The sequence below is a fragment of the Aurantiacibacter spongiae genome, assembly GCF_003815535.1.
GTDB classification, from domain to species: Bacteria; Pseudomonadota; Alphaproteobacteria; order Sphingomonadales; family Sphingomonadaceae; genus Alteraurantiacibacter; species Alteraurantiacibacter spongiae.
The window spans coordinates 2,685,010-2,700,020 of record NZ_RPFZ01000001.1 but is presented as its reverse complement, the minus strand read 5'-3'; the positions used below and the strand labels follow the sequence as shown (position 1 = coordinate 2,700,020).

General features: G+C 58.9%; 10 protein-coding genes. 6 read left to right on the top strand and 4 right to left on the bottom strand.

All coding sequences use genetic code 11. From position 1 onward, the window contains the following. The first annotated feature begins 9 nt into the window (after positions 1-9). On the top strand, positions 10-1,935 hold the full coding sequence (gene acs, locus EG799_RS13175) for an acetate--CoA ligase (protein WP_123882125.1): 1,926 nt from the start codon (positions 10-12) through the stop codon (positions 1,933-1,935). A 120-nt stretch (positions 1,936-2,055) separates the two neighbouring features. After that, positions 2,056-3,345 (top strand): sensor domain-containing diguanylate cyclase, encoded by a 1,290-nt coding sequence (locus EG799_RS13170; protein WP_123882122.1) that lies wholly within the window; start codon positions 2,056-2,058, stop codon positions 3,343-3,345. A 12-nt stretch (positions 3,346-3,357) separates the two neighbouring features. Here EG799_RS13170 and EG799_RS13165 read toward each other — a convergent pair whose 3' ends face one another. Together EG799_RS13165 and EG799_RS13160 are read right to left on the bottom strand one after the other, a co-directional pair. Then, complete coding sequence (locus tag EG799_RS13165) at positions 3,358-5,133, bottom strand: sodium:solute symporter family protein (RefSeq protein WP_123882119.1); 1,776 nt, start codon at positions 5,131-5,133, stop codon at positions 3,358-3,360. Between the two features lie 12 nt (positions 5,134-5,145). Then, complete coding sequence (locus EG799_RS13160) at positions 5,146-5,451, bottom strand: DUF4212 domain-containing protein (protein ID WP_123882116.1); 306 nt, start codon at positions 5,449-5,451, stop codon at positions 5,146-5,148. Positions 5,452-5,740: 289 nt separating this feature from the next. Between EG799_RS13160 and EG799_RS13155 the strand changes: the two genes are divergently transcribed. Together EG799_RS13155 and EG799_RS13150 are read left to right on the top strand one after the other, a co-directional pair. Further along, on the top strand, positions 5,741-6,076 hold the full coding sequence (locus tag EG799_RS13155) for a DMT family protein (RefSeq protein WP_123882113.1): 336 nt from the start codon (positions 5,741-5,743) through the stop codon (positions 6,074-6,076). 1 nt (position 6,077) lies between these two features. Then, positions 6,078-7,313, top strand: a complete 1,236-nt coding sequence (locus tag EG799_RS13150; RefSeq protein ID WP_123882110.1) for an APC family permease — start codon at positions 6,078-6,080, stop codon at positions 7,311-7,313. Here the strand turns inward: EG799_RS13150 and EG799_RS13145 are convergent. Beyond that, positions 7,310-7,525, bottom strand: a complete 216-nt coding sequence (locus EG799_RS13145) for a helix-turn-helix domain-containing protein (RefSeq protein ID WP_123882107.1) — start codon at positions 7,523-7,525, stop codon at positions 7,310-7,312. The genes EG799_RS13150 and EG799_RS13145 overlap by 4 nt on opposite strands. Next, positions 7,522-7,728: a helix-turn-helix transcriptional regulator gene (locus EG799_RS13140; protein WP_123882104.1), complete on the bottom strand. Its 207-nt coding sequence runs from the start codon at positions 7,726-7,728 to the stop codon at positions 7,522-7,524. Before EG799_RS13140 ends, EG799_RS13145 begins: the two co-directional genes overlap by 4 nt. A 386-nt stretch (positions 7,729-8,114) precedes the next feature. Between EG799_RS13140 and EG799_RS13135 the strand changes: the two genes are divergently transcribed. Both EG799_RS13135 and EG799_RS13130 read left to right on the top strand, forming a co-directional pair. Continuing rightward, entirely contained in the window at positions 8,115-10,781 is a 2,667-nt protein-coding gene (locus EG799_RS13135; protein WP_123882101.1) for a DEAD/DEAH box helicase family protein, read from the top strand. A 209-nt stretch (positions 10,782-10,990) separates the two neighbouring features. Then, positions 10,991-14,974 carry an NACHT domain-containing protein gene (locus EG799_RS13130; RefSeq protein WP_123882098.1) on the top strand — a complete coding sequence of 1,328 codons (3,984 nt, stop codon included), beginning with the start codon at positions 10,991-10,993 and terminating at the stop codon, positions 14,972-14,974. The last annotated feature ends 37 nt before the right edge of the window (positions 14,975-15,011 follow it).

The window sequence follows — 15,011 nt, the reverse complement described above, 5'->3', positions numbered from 1 at the left end:
CGTTACCCGATGAACGATACCGTGAAGCACCCGCCAGCCGACGCCGCCGCGCGGTGCTCAGCCTCGGAGTATGACGCGCTCTATCGTCGCTCGATCGAGGAACCGGACGCCTTCTGGCTCGAACAGGCGAAGCGGCTCGACTGGTACGACGCGCCGACGAAGGCTGGCGAATGGTCGTTCGATCCGGTTGAGATCGCGTGGTTTTCCGACGGCACGCTCAACCTGTGCCACAATTGCGTCGACCGCCATCTGCCCGATCATGCCGACAGGCCGGCGCTCATCTTCGAAGCCGACGATCCGCAATTGCCGGGCCGGACCCTGACCTACGCCGACCTGCATCGCGAGGTCGTGCAGATGGCGAACGCGCTCAAGGCGATCGGTGTCACCCGGGGGGAGCGGGTGACGATCTACATGCCGATGGTGATCGAGGGGGTGCTCGCCATGCTTGCCTGCGCGCGGATCGGCGCCATCCATTCGGTCGTGTTCGGCGGCTTCTCGCCCGAAAGTCTCGCCAACCGGATCGAGGCCTGCGAGAGCCGGTTCGTCGTGACCGCCGACGAAGGCCTGCGGGGCGGCAAGGCCATCCCTCTCAAGGCGAACGTCGATGCCGCACTGGACCTGGACGGGCCGCGGGTCGAGGGCGTGCTCGTCGTCCGGCATACCGGCGGGGATGTCTCGATGACCGATGGCCGCGACAGCTGGTATCACGACGTGCGATCCGAAGAGGCCGTGGCGTGCGAGGTCATGGATGCCGAAGATCCGCTTTTCATTCTCTATACCTCCGGCTCTACCGGCAAGCCGAAGGGCGTGCTGCACACGACCGGCGGATACGCCCTGTGGGCCGCGACGACCTTTTACTACACCTTCGATTACCGGCCCGGCGAGGTGTTCTGGTGCAGCGCCGATATCGGCTGGGTCACCGGTCACACCTACGTCACCTACGGCCCGCTGCTGAATGCGGGAACGAGCGTCGTGTTCGAGGGGGTGCCGAACTATCCCGATCACGGCCGCTTCTGGGACGTGGTGGACAGGCACGGCGTCAACGTCTTCTACACCGCCCCCACCGCCATCCGCGCGCTGATGCGCGAAGGCGACGGGTTCGTCACCAGCCGCGACCTGTCCTCGCTCCGCCTGCTCGGCACGGTGGGAGAGCCGATCAACCCGGAGGCATGGCGCTGGTATCACGATGTCGTGGGCGGGGGGCGCTGCCCGGTCGTCGACACCTGGTGGCAGACCGAAACGGGCGGCCACATGATTACCACCCTGCCCTACGCCCATGACATGAAACCGGGCAGCGCGGGCAGGCCGTTCTTCAGCGTCGCGCCGCAACTCGTCGACAATGATGGAAAACCGCTGGAGGGCGCGGCAGAGGGCAATTTGTGCATCACCGCCAGCTGGCCCGGTCAGGCGCGCACCGTCTACGGCGATCACGAGCGGTTCGAACAGGCCTATTTCAGCACCTATCCCGGCAAGTATTTCACCGGCGACGGCTGCCGGCGAGACGATGACGGCTATTACTGGATCACGGGCCGGGTTGACGATGTCATAAACGTGTCGGGCCACAGGATGGGCACCGCCGAAGTGGAGAGCGCGCTTGTCCTTCATCCCAAGGTGGCGGAGGCGGCGGTGGTCGGCTACCCGCACGATATCAAGGGTCAGGGCATCTATTGCTACGTCACGCTCAATGCGGGGGAGGACGGGTCGGACGATCTCGCCGTTCAACTGCGCCAGTGGGTGCGCAAGGAAATCGGCCCCATCGCCACGCCCGATCGCATCCATTTCGCCGACGGCCTGCCCAAGACCCGGAGCGGGAAGATCATGCGACGCATCCTGCGCAAGATCGCCGAGGACGATTACGGATCGCTGGGCGACACCTCCACCCTGGCCGACCCCTCGCTCGTCGACCGGTTGATAGAGGGCCGACAGAACCGATAGGCCGCGCCGACTGAACCGGCGCCACTGCGCGCCCTCGCGTTACCGAACTGTTTACGAACATGTCCTAGCCTGACGACGGAGGCAGCCTGAATCGGCGCTGCGGGGGCAGGAACGGCGGGAATGGAGATAGCAGCACAGCTCGATGCGCGCAGCGAAACCACGCTCGGTCGCGAGCGGCGCGTCTTTCACCTGACGCGGTTTGCGATCTACGGATTGCAGGTCTGCGCGCTCGCAGGTGTCGCGTCGGCTTTCTATTTCGAAGGTCTCTCGCGGCTGACCTCGCTCGTCGCCACGCTGGTCGTTCTCGTCGCGGGGATCGTGATCAACTTCGTGGTCGACTATCTGCGCCGTGCCCAGATGGTCCACCACCGGCGGCTTCTCAACGATTCCGCGCGGTCGCAATGGCAGATAGAGCAACTCTTCGCGCTGACGGACACGTTGCAAAGCGCGGATACCAACCAGGACGCTGCCAACGTCCTCAAATCTGTCAGCCGCCGCCTGCTTCCCGGCTGCGGCGGGGCGCTCTACGTCTTCAACAATTCGCGCGACAGGCTGGATCTGGTCGATTCGTGGAGCATGCCGGCGGAGTACATTCCCGCGGAATCGCTCACTCCGGCGAATTGCTGGGCGCTGAAGCGCGGGAAGGATCACCTCAACGAACCGCATCCGGAAGCCCTGTGCTGTTCGCACTATATCGGGGAGGTCGCGAGCATCGAGGTGCCGATGCTGGCGCGCGGCAGCGTCTACGGCCTCCTCGTCCTGACCGATCGCGACGGCGAATGCGCCAATGTCGAGAAAGCCCAGCGCATCGCCCGGGCGCTGGCGGATACGACCTCGCTCGCATTGTCGAACATCTCCCTGCGCGAGCAACTGCGCACGCAATCGCTGCGCGATCCGATGACGGGCCTCTACAATCGTCGATACATGGAAGACGCCCTGGAACGTTTCGCCACCATGGCACGGCGCAAGGATCAGTCGACCGCGGCGGTGATGATCGACCTCGACAATTTCAAGGCATTGAACGACGAGCATGGTCACGCCAAGGGTGACGCGGTCCTGAAGGACGTCGCAACGCAGCTGGTCGGACTGGTGCGCCCGTCCGATATCGTGTGTCGTTACGGCGGGGAGGAATTGCTGGTGATTCTGCCCGAATGCTCGATCGGAGAGGCGAAGGAGCGCGCCGAGCAGATGCGCGTACGCATAAAGGCCCTGTCCGAAATCCACGCCTGCGAGATCTCTGCGTCGTTCGGCGTTTCGGCCATTGGGGAAACGGCGGAGACGGCGATGGAATTGCTCTCCACTTCCGATAATGCGCTCTATGCGGCGAAGGCCGACGGGAAGGACCGGGTACGCGTTGCCCCGCCGGTCAGCAAGCAGTCGGCAAGCCCCAAACTCGTCGCCAACGCCTGACGGGCATCTATCTCAGTGCTCGGACGCCGCACCCGCGCCGCGCGGAATGCGAATGGCGTCGACCAGTGCGCGGACATCGAGGGGCGGGCCTTTCGTCACGCTCGAAATGGCAACCGCGACCAGGAAATTCAGCACCATTCCGATGACCCCGATGCCTTCCGGTGATATGCCGAACCACCAGTGCGCGACATCGTTCGTGCCGGGGTCCACGAACTTGAAATAGGCAATATAGGTGAAGGTGAAGATAAGTCCGATGACCATGCCGGCAATCGCCCCTTCGCGGTTCATCCGCTTCGAGAAGATGCCCATCACGATCGCGGGGAACAGGCTGGCCGCCGCGAGACCAAAGGCGAAGGCGACAACTTCCGCAACCCAGCCCGGAGGGTAGATCCCCAGATAGCCGGCGACCAGAACCGCCGCGCTCGCCGCCAGCCGCGCCGCCAGCAGTTCTCCCTTCTCCGAAATGTCCGGTCGCCACGTCTTCTTCAGCAAGTCGTGACTGACGGCGGAGGAGATCACCAGCAGCAGACCCGCGGCGGTACTCAGCGCAGCCGCCAGGCCACCGGCCGCGACCAGCGCGATCACCCAGCCGGGCAGGTTGGCGATCTCCGGATTGGCAAGCACCATTATGTCGCGATCGACATACAGCTCGTTGTCGGTATCATCGTTCCAGCGGTTGGTGACGTTGCGTTCGCCCGAAGCGCCCTGCCCCTCGCCGAAGACCGGCGGCCCGTCGAAGGCTTCCCCGGCGCGGTATTGCATCAACCCGTCACCATCCTTCTCGACCCAGGCGATGAGGTCGTTGTCCTCCCAGTTGGTGAACCATTCGGGCGCGTCGGTATATTCGGTTTCGTTGATGGTCTCGACGAAATTGAGCCGCGCGAAAGCCCCGACGGCGGGCGCGGTGGTATAGAGCAGCGCTATGAACAACAGCGCCCAGCCGGCAGATCTGCGCGCGTCGCTCGCCTTGGGAACAGTGAAGAAGCGCACGATGACGTGGGGCAAGCCTGCGGTTCCGACCATCAGCGCGAGAGTGATGCAGAACACGTCGAGCGTCGATTTCGTACCGGCGGTGTAAGGACCGAACCCGAGATCCACGAGGGTCGCGTCGAGCCGTTCGAGCACGTACTGGCCCGACCCGTCCGCCACCGTCGAACCGAGGCCCAGTTGCGGCACCGGGTTTCCGGTCACCAGGAAGCTGATGAAGAAGGCCGGCACCATATACGCAAAGATCAGCACGCAATATTGCGCGACCTGCGTGTAGGTCACGCCTTTCATCCCGCCGAGCACGGCGTACACGAAAACGATCGCCATCCCGGCGATCACCCCGGTGTCGATCGGTACGTCGAGAAAGCGCGAAAAGACGATACCCACGCCGCGCATCTGCCCGGCAATGTAGGTGAAGCTGATGAAGATCAGGCAGATCACGGCGACGACGCGGGCGGTCCTCGAATAGTAACGCGTCCCGATGAAGTCGGGCACCGTGAACTGTCCGAACTTCCGCAGATATGGTGCCAGCAACAGGGCGAGCAAGACATATCCCCCCGTCCACCCCATCAGGTAGACGCTGCCGTCATAGCCCGAAAACGCGATGATGCCGGCCATCGAGATGAAGCTGGCCGCGCTCATCCAGTCGGCAGCGGTCGCCATGCCGTTCACCACCGGATTGACTCCGCCACCGGCGACATAGAAATCCGAGGTCGACCCGGCGCGGCTCCAGATCGCGATGCCGATATAGAGCGCGAAGCTCAGGCCCACGAACAGGTAGATCAAGGTTTGCGTGCTCATGCCGTGCGCCGCTCAGTCGTCCACGTCGAAGCGACGTTCGATCCGCCGCATCTGTCTGACGTAGACGGCGATGAGGATCAGGAAAACGTAGATCGAGCCTTGCTGCGCGAACCAGAAACCGAGCGGATATCCCCCGATATGGACGCGGTCGAGCCAGTCGCGAAGGAGTATTCCGGCACCGAAGGACACCGCGAACCAGATTGCGAGAAGGATGCCCACGAGCCTGAGATTGGCGCGCCAGTAGGCGGCGGCGTTGTCTTCGCCGGACCTCTCGGGTTCAGCCTCTACCCGCTCACGGTGCTGCTCGGTCTCGTCCAACTTGCCCCTCCCGCTGGTAGCGCTACCTTGAAAGGGAAATTGCCGTGTTGTCCAGAAGGGAAGTCGCGGCGGTGGCAGGGCTTGAATCGAACCGGAAGAATAACGCTTTGATATCAATCCTGTTCTTGGAACAAACGCAGACCTTCCCCCACACTCTCCCCCACATTTTCGTTCATTTAACGGTGGTTCGGTTCAGCGTTTTCGTCAAAAAGCTAAATGAGTCAGTTCATTGTAGAGCCGCGTTTCACAATGTCCTAGCACAATTGAGCCCGTGTTTTGGAACCCGAAAATGCCCACCATCCTGCTGCTCATCGTCTCCAACCTTTTCATGACCGTGGCCTGGTATTGGCACCTCAAGGGCGGCATGTCGAAGCCGCTCTTCACGGTCATCATGATCAGCTGGGCAATCGCCTTCGTCGAATACTGCTTTGCGGTACCGGCCAACCGCATTGGCTATGCGTCGGGTTTCACACCGGGGCAGCTCAAGATCATGCAGGAAGCCATTGCACTCACAATCTTCGGCGGCTTCATGGTGCTCGTTCTGGGCGAAGCGCTGTCGTGGCGGCACTTCGCCGCATTCGGCTGCATCATGGCGGCGGTCGGTTTTCTGTTTGTGGGCCGCTGAGATGACCGGGACCCTCAAGCGGGAAACCGGGCTTGTCGGAGCTGTTCTGCTCGGGCTCGGCTCGATGCTGGGATCGGGCGTGTTCGTCAGCATCGGACTAGCCGAGGACATGGTCGGATGGTGGGTGCTTCCCGCGATTCTTCTCGCTGCTGTGGTGGCAGGCTGCAACGCCCTTTCGAGCGCACAGCTCGCAGCAAGTCATGCCAAGGCGGGAGGAACTTACGAATATGGCTACGTCTTCCTGTCCCCGGCAGCTGGGTTCACCGCAGGCACGATGTTCCTGCTGGCGAAATCTGCGTCTGCGGCAACGGCAGCACTCGCCTTTGCTGCTTACCTCGACGCATTGATCGGAGCCGATCTTTCGCTAGTACACGTCGCGCTCTCGCTGGTTGCGGCACTGACCGCTCTGGTCCTGGCTGGCCTCCGCCGCGCGAACTGGCTAAATGCCGTCATCGTTCTGCTGGTCGCCGCCGCGCTAGGTGTCTTCGTGGCGCTGGGTAGCGCGAGCCAGACCGCAGAGTCCCCAGTACTCACCCAATCATCGCCGCCGGATTTCTTCCATGCCTGCGCGCTGCTGTTCGTGGCCTTCACCGGTTACGGGCGTGTCGCCACCATGGCCGAGGAAGTCCGCGATCCAAGGCGCACCATCCCGCCTGCCATCCTCGCAACCATCGCCGTCACCACCTTACTCTATATAGGGGTTGGCCACGTGCTTACCCTGCACGCGGGATCGCTCACGGAAGCTGCTACGCCGCTGGAGGCCGCTTCACGCGCCTTCGGACCAGAATGGCTCGCCATCGTCATAGCGGTTGCCGCGATGCTGGCGATGATCGGCGTCCTGCTCAACCTCATCCTCGGGCTGTCGCGCGTCCTGCTGGCTATGGGGCGGCGGGGGGATGCACCGAAGCTGTTTGGCGAGCTGCGCGGCGGAGAACCTGTTGCCGCCATCATCGGCATGGCAGTGGTGGTCGGGGGGCTTTGCCTACTGGGCGATGTGCGTGTTGCCTGGACTTTCAGCGCAGTGACAGTGCTGGTCTATTACGCGATTACCAACGCGGCAGCCCTGCGGCTGCAAGGCGATGAGCGGCTGTTTCCGCGTTGGATCGCGTGGATAGGGCTTGCCGGTTGCCTGGGGCTGGCAGCTTTTGTGCCGCCGCTGTACTGGCTCTGGGCCGTGTTAGGGCTGGGTGCGGCCTTCGTCTTCCGTACTGCGATCCGTCACCGTCATTCTCGCTAACCCATCCTGGCCTCGCCTATTTCTGATTGGGAGTAGCGACGAGCGAAGGCATGGAGGCTGGCGGTGGTTACGCGAGTAGCTCTGCCGATCTTCAAAGTCTCGATTTCGCCGGAAGCAATCAACTCATAAAGCTTAGTGCGTCCGATGCCGATCATGCGGGCAGCGTCATTGACCCTGACGCAGATCGGCTCGACGAATTGCTGCCCGCTCATTCTGCCGGTTCCTCTTCACGATAGTGAGTGGGATCGGCGATCCAGCGATTGATAGCTGACTCATGCCAGCCTGCTCCGTGGACGCTGATTTTCACTTGTGACGGGAATGTGCCTTCAGCGATCTTGCGATAGATGGTGGAGCGGGAAAGGCCGGTGCGGTCGAGCACGGTCTTCAGGCGAATGATGCGTTCTGTATTGGACATTGGGCTTTCTCATCTTGACACTGGCAGCCCCTCTACGGAACATAATGAGAACTTTTCAGCTCGACGCAAGGGTCAGTCCGAGTTGAAATTCGAGCAAATCTTCAACGATTTGTGGTATTTGAAACGCCTATAGACGGATTGAGACTTTGGCGGACAAACTCCTTAGCAACCTTTGGTTTTGAAAATTTTTCTGCGTTGACCTGATTTTGCGACATCCTTGCGCGAATGAGCGCAACCGACGACGGTTTTCAGTGCCAAGGGTGCAGGATTCCGCGCACGAGTCGAAACGTCTCTGGAGAACGCCCAGTCCGACCCCCGCTAGCTAACTTGAGGACATCATTAACGTTGGAATAGTCGGATAGCGCTGACATCGCTATTTCGGCAAAATGCTGAATGACATGAACTTCAAGGGGAGCTGGCGGGACTATCAAGCCCGAATTCTTGAAGAGATGGACGAGCATTTTGATGACGGAAGAATCCATGTCGTCGCAGCCCCTGGTGCCGGGAAGACGGTGCTCGGTCTGGAGATCGTGCGCCGTATCGGAAGGCCGGCGCTGGTATTTGCTCCGACAATCGCCATCCGCGAACAGTGGGCGCACCGCCTATGCCCGCTGTTTCTCGACACGCCACCGAGAGCGGAGGCAATCTCCCGCGATCTGGCAGACACCCAAGAACTGACACTGGCGACTTACCAGTCGCTCGATAGCCTGCGACGCGGCGAGGAACTCGATGCGCTAATCGAGGCGCTTAATGGTCGAGGACCGCTGACGCTGGTTTTGGACGAAGCACATCATCTGCGGCGGGAGTGGTGGAAATGCCTCAACGAGCTGGCCAACCGGCTAGAGGATGTCCGTCTGGTCGCGCTGACTGCAACACCGCCTTACGATGCCAGCTTCACCGAATGGTCTCGCTACGAGGAACTGTGCGGGCCGATAGACCTTGAAATCGGCATCCCCGAACTGGTGCGCAATGGCGATCTCTGTCCGCATCAGGATCACCTCATCCTGTCGGAGCCGACCGAAGATGCTCTGGCGCTGCTCGATAGAAGGCGGGCGGCCATCGGTTCGCTGCACATGGAATTGCGCCAAGACGACGGGTTGCTGGGCTGGCTGGCAGCGCACCCCTGGCTGACGGAATCGGAAGCGCATGTCGACGATATCCTCGAAGCGCCCGAGATGCTGTCGGCAGCGCTCGTTCTGCTGGCATCAGCCGGAAGGGAACTTCCCCGCCCCCCGCTCAAATTGCTTGGTGTGTCGGCGCGCAATGTGCCGCCGCCATCGCTGTTCTGGCTCGAACGCTTTCTGGACGGCGTGATATCGCAACACACGGCCTCGTTTCCGCTCGATCCGGCGCGGCTCAAGAGCCTGCGCGATCGGCTGAATCGTCATGGCCTGATCGAAGGCGGCCGGGTTCGTCTGCAGCACACACGTTCGGTCTTCAAACTGATGACCTCCAGCCTCGCAAAGCTGGATTCGATTGAGGACATTGCGAAAGCAGAACAGTCTGCGCTGGACGACGATTTGCGCATGGTCGTGTTATCCGATCATATTCGCGCTGTTGAGCTCCCAAACCGTCCGGATGCAGAGTTTAAGCCTGCCAAGCTCGGCGTGGTGCCAATCTTCGAGAAGCTTAGACGATCAGGCATCGCCTATGAATATCTCGGGGTTCTGACAGGCAGTCTGGTCATCCTTCCCAGGCGTGCTCTGTCGGAGCTGCCCCACGTTGCCGAGGAACTGCACTTTGATCCTTGCAACTATCGAGCAAGCGATTTGCCAGGTTGCCCGGACCACGTGCGTCTCGAATGCAGGAACGGTGGCAGCGCTGAACTGGTCCGCCTCGTCACGGCTTTGTTCACACGCGGCTTCATTCGCATACTCGTTGGCACGCAGTCGCTGCTCGGCGAGGGATGGGATGCGCCAGCGCTCAACAGCCTAGTGCTTGCGAGCAATACGGCGTCCTTCATGCTGTCCAACCAGATGCGCGGACGAGCAATCCGGATCGATCCGGCCAGGACCGGCAAGGTAGCCAATATCTGGCATCTCGCAACGGTCGATCCGGAGGATCGCGAAAGCTGGGATGCGGTCGTTTCGACGTTCAACTGGGGCTTTCTCAACGATGGAGGCGCAACTGGGTTGTCTGACATCGAAGTGGTCGCGCGCCGCTTTAAGGCATTCGAAGGGATTTCCAATGGAGCGTCCACCCTCATTGAAGACGGCGTTGCCCGCCTAGGCCTCGATCCATCCAAACCGGCAGCATTCGCGAACCTTGAGACATTTGCAGTAGCAGCGGACCGTCCCGCCATTGCAGAGCGCTGGAAGGTGTCGCTCGGCAAAGGGGCCGAGCGAGGGCAGGTGCGCGAAACCGCGGCTCCCCGCTACGCACCGCGCGCTTTAAGCTGGTTCGATACCTTGCAGGCATTGGGTTGGAGCGCGGCAGGTAGTGGAGCCTTTGCAGCGGCCAACGAACTGCGGGGGCTTGCGTCATACGAAGGATTTGGGGTCATCGCCATGGGGCTTGCCGGTGTTGCGACAGTGGCAAGCCTACCGCGCCTCGCAAAGGCGGGCCGGCTCGTTTGGCGCAACGGTTCTTTGGAAGGCAGTCTGGAATCGGTGACCCGTGTTGTCTTGAGGTCGCTGGTCGATTCCGACGTCATTAGCGGGCGCGAACTGGATACCGCGCAGGTCGAAATCCGCGCAAGCCTGGACGGGCGCAAGGATATCGTCCTGACCGGAGTGAGCCGGGCCGCCGAACGGCAAGTCATGCAGGCAATCACAGAGATTCTGGGGCCGGTGCAGAATCCGCGCTACCTGCTGGTGCGCAATTCATGGCTCGGCCTGAAAAAGCGGGTCGATTACCACGCTGTGCCTGCCGCGCTGGGCGCTCGCAAAGAAAATGCCGAACGATTTGCCGAACTCTGGCGCAGCGGTGTGGGCTCTTCAAAGCTCGTTTTCACACGGACTGCGGACGGCAGGCGAACCTTGCTGCGCGCAAGGGCATCCTCGTTCGCCGCGGGATTTCAGCGGATCGTGGATCGACGGTCGGTATGGCTTTAGGCATATTCGAGAAGCAAGTCTCGGCATCTTTCTGAACGTTACGACGACCCACTTGGCGGGCCGGTAACACTCTCAACAAAGTGGACGACAGTTGCAGGCCCGAAATTTCCGCCGCCGGATGGCCTTAGTTTTCCACTCGTGTGCTGGCTCAAAGAACGTCCGGTGCTAAGAAAGTTGTCGTGCAGCAATATCAATACATAACACGCAAGTTGAACCTCGAAGATCGGGTCATCCCCGAAAGCGAAGTTTTGCATGACAGTCGGCATGTGGTCGTTTTGGCCGAACCTGGAGCGGGGAAAACTGAGCTACTAGAAAGCTTCGCCTGTGGCCTAGGAATACCACGTCAGAGAGCCAGTATCTTCAGGTCACGATCCCCAGCACAATGGACCGGCACACTTATCGTCGATGGCTTTGATGAGGTGGCGAAGCTGGATCAATCGGCATTCGATGGTCTGATCGGAAAAATCGCTGACGCATCACCTCAGCGAGTAATTATCGCCAGCAGATCAAGCGAATGGGATTCGACCAGATACAACCGCTTGATGGCTGACTTCTTGGGATCGGAACCGCTGGTGGTCCGACTTAAGCCGTTCGATGACACCGAGCAGCAACAACTTTTCGAGCAGCTGCACCCAAGTGAGAATTTCCAGCCATTCAAGCACGCTGCCACTGAGTTTGGCATTCATGTTTTGCTTGGCAACCCACAGATGCTCAGCATCATTGCCCTTGCCTATTTCGAAAATGATGGAGCTTTCAGTTCAAGGTCACAGATTTTTTCTGACGCATTCACCGCAATGTGTCGCGAGCATAATCCCGATATACCTGCAAGAAACAGATTAAGCAGCACGCGCATTGCCGCACTTGGCGGCGAGGTTTTTGCGAAACTCCTACTTTCGGGCGCGACAGGCGTAAAAGACGCTGAAAATGGGCCGGATCGGGACTTTCCCTTCCTAGGCGATCTAATCGAAACAACACCTACGACGACCCGGCAGGTAATCGACACCAAACTTTTTAAGCCATCCGACGAACCCGGCAGCCATGAGCCCGTACACCGTATCGTCGCAGAATTTGGTGCAGCCAGTTATCTCGCCAAACGCATCAACTTTGGAACAGATCAACTAACACTACCGCGAGCGCTTTCCATCATAGCGCCAAGCGGAGCATTGCGAGACGATCTGCGAGGGTTGTTAGCGTGGCTCACCACTGAGGTGGGGCAAGATGCGCAAAAAACGTGCATCGACATCAATCCCTATGCCGTTCTGTCAAATGGCGACCCGTCTCGATTGTCGGGCGCATCCAAAATCTATCTGATTGAACAACTGGCAAAGCTTTCTGGAACTGACCCCTACTTCCGACGAGCCGACCGTTGGCGAAGCTTCAATACCAAGGGCTTCTTCACAGCCGATGTTGTCGAGTCTGTGGGGCGGCTTCTACGCGCCACGGATGGAGCGACAGACCTCAGAGACCTGCTGCTCGAAATTGTCGCGAACTCAGGCGAAGAGATAAACCTGAAGCGAGAGCTAAGCAGCATACTTCATTCAACGGAGGCTGACTTCGGCACACGCCTTCGCGCAATGAACGCCTTGGCTGGAGCTGAAGAAAGTGACCTGTCTGAAGATATTGAAACCTTGATCAAAGAGGGATCGCACGATGCTCTGCGGCTTGCAGCGGAGATCGTTCTAGCTGGCACAACCAACATATCGAAAGAGCTCCTACTGTCAATGTTGAGAGCATTTGTCCCACTTTACAAGGGTGACGATCTAGCGCTCGATCAACCAGCTGGTTCGACCTATTTCGTCTCGTTGTTGATTGCTCAATTCTCGAATTCCGAAGTTGTTTTCTTCCTGACAGAGCTGAGCAGAGGCCTGCGTTGCACGTGCGGCAAGGAGCACAGCTACGAGTGTCATTGCAGAGTTGGCATCAGCAAACTCATCGGCAAGCTTCTGGATCGCTATTTTGAAACTTCGGTTGGGCCGCATAGTCCGGGTCAGCTCTGGAGCTGGATGAAAGCGCTAAACTTTAGAAACGCAAAATCTGAACGGGACAGTCAATCGGTCGAAGCTCTCCAGAATGCACATTCACTACGTCGTTCTATACAGCTGCTTTCCTTTGAAGCGTTGAACCAAGAAGAGGAACTTTGGGAGGCGTTCATAAAATTCAGACATGGGGAAATGCATTCCGGCCTATTCCTCACCGGCGAAGATGAAACTTGGATGCTTGAATACGCGGCGCGGTCCGAGCGGTCAGCGATGTTCGCTGCATTCTATCGAACGCACAATTGGTACACCGAATCCAATGGTCCGAGCGAGCATCGTGTGAAACAGCGACTGCTTTCCCGATCAGACCCCACACTGCTGCGCATTGCCGCTTCTAAGGAAAGACGTTCACGAGCGGCGAGAATCGAGCACAAAGAGAAACGCTATCGCTTTCAGAGTAGGCATCGCAAGCGCAGAGAGCAGATCGATCGCGTCAACGCGGAGAATTTTGCGCAAAATCGGAGTCAGATCGCAAGTGGCGCGAACTGGCACTGGCTAAGGCGTTTTGCACACGAATATCTATGGGGAAGTTACGATTCAGACGGCGTTATAAAATACGCTGGCAGCCCTGAATTTATCGAGAGCTCGTTGAGGTCGAGCATTTCCTTCCTCTTGAGTAGCGCTCCAACATTGGAGGAGATTGGCAAAGCGCGAGCGGAAGGTACTGGCTATCATCTACCCGAGGTCGCCTACGCTGCCCTGCTCGCAGAATTTCGATATCAGGGTTCACTCGACAAGATGCCGCGCTCACTAATTGCAGTCGCAAAAACCGATATCAATGTTCATCATTCGGGTTTGAGTGATGACGAACGAAAGGCCTTTCACCGCGAAATTGATCGCCGCTTGTTTCCGAACGAGCGTGAGTTGGTCGAATATTTAAAAAGCTACGTCGAGCCTCAGCTCAGTTCCCAAACTATCTCACATACTTCAGCATCGATCTTGTCTTACGACAAAGCATTCGCGGCTATTGCCGAGGAAACGGCTTTACGTTGGCTTCGGGAATTCCCAACGATGCCCATATCGAGCGCTGATATTCTCGTGGACATTGCATCAAGGAGCAAGCGATACGCTGAGCTTTCAGCGATCATCTCAAACCGATGTGAAGACCTGCACCGAAACTGGCCATATGGTCCACCAGATAAGACACAAAAAGAGAGGCAGGACTTCTGGTTCCTAAGGTCGTTTGCATTCTGTGACGCTGATCATGAGTGGCCGATCCTTAGCCAATTTGCGGACAATATTTTTGCGTTTTCGCACCGCTATGATTCTCTGGGTGGATCGAGAGACGGCGTGTGGCCGACGCTGACCGCCCGAAAAATCTTCCTTCTCCTCGACGCGTTTGTTGGGGAATGGCCAGCGGTGCCCCTTCCTTCGTCTTGGGGTACGGGTTCGCCAAAAGGAGAGACTGCATATCGCTTTCTGAACAGCTTGATTTGGCGCATTTCAGATGATGAACCGGCCAACCAAATCGAGTATCTTGAGAAGCTTCTCGCCGACTCTCGCTTCAAGGAATGGCACGACGGATGTCGACATTTGTTAGCAGAGGCCAAGAGAAAGCGTCTACTTCTCAATTTCACTGCGCCATCTCCGGAAGCAGTCTGTGAACTCCTCGATTCATCGCGCGTCTCAACCGTAGAAGACTTGAGGGCATTAGTCATCGAAGAGCTGAGAACAGCTGAACGATGGTTCCGTCATAGCGAAACTGACCCTATCGCCGCATTCTACGTTGGCGGAAAACACGTTGATGAGAACACCGCTCGCAACAGAATTGTAGAGCGTCTCGAGCCCAGGCTTCGCCAACTTGATGTGATTGTCTCGATTGAAAGCGCGATGGCCCGCCAAAATCGATGCGACTTCACCGCTGTTGCTTCGATTGAAGGGCGGAGAACCTGCTTGGTAGTGGAGGTAAAAGGGCAGTGGCATGGGGAGCTTTTTGAAGCAGCATCTACCCAACTCTATGAGCGCTATTCGCACCATCCTGACGCGGCGGAGCAGGGAATCTACCTGGTTTTGTGGTTCGGGCCACATGTAAAGATAGCTGGGAAAACAACCTCCGGCATCCAAACACCCGATCAACTTGAAGATACTATTCGAGACGGTCTTCCTAGCGCACTCCTTGGCTCTGTCGACGTAGTGGTTCTCGACCTTTCCCGCTAAGAATTCTTCTCCTCTGGCTGTTTGTAAGGCATCCACG

Coding starts and splice junctions, on each gene's coding strand:
- acs (WP_123882125.1), top strand. CDS start 10: ATGAACGATACCGTGAAGCACCCGCCAGCCGACGCCGCCGCGCGGTGC.
- EG799_RS13170 (WP_123882122.1), top strand. CDS start 2,056: ATGGAGATAGCAGCACAGCTCGATGCGCGCAGCGAAACCACGCTCGGT.
- EG799_RS13165 (WP_123882119.1), bottom strand. CDS start 5,133: ATGAGCACGCAAACCTTGATCTACCTGTTCGTGGGCCTGAGCTTCGCG.
- EG799_RS13155 (WP_123882113.1), top strand. CDS start 5,741: ATGCCCACCATCCTGCTGCTCATCGTCTCCAACCTTTTCATGACCGTG.
- EG799_RS13150 (WP_123882110.1), top strand. CDS start 6,078: ATGACCGGGACCCTCAAGCGGGAAACCGGGCTTGTCGGAGCTGTTCTG.
- EG799_RS13145 (WP_123882107.1), bottom strand. CDS start 7,525: ATGAGCGGGCAGCAATTCGTCGAGCCGATCTGCGTCAGGGTCAATGAC.
- EG799_RS13140 (WP_123882104.1), bottom strand. CDS start 7,728: ATGTCCAATACAGAACGCATCATTCGCCTGAAGACCGTGCTCGACCGC.
- EG799_RS13135 (WP_123882101.1), top strand. CDS start 8,115: ATGCTGAATGACATGAACTTCAAGGGGAGCTGGCGGGACTATCAAGCC.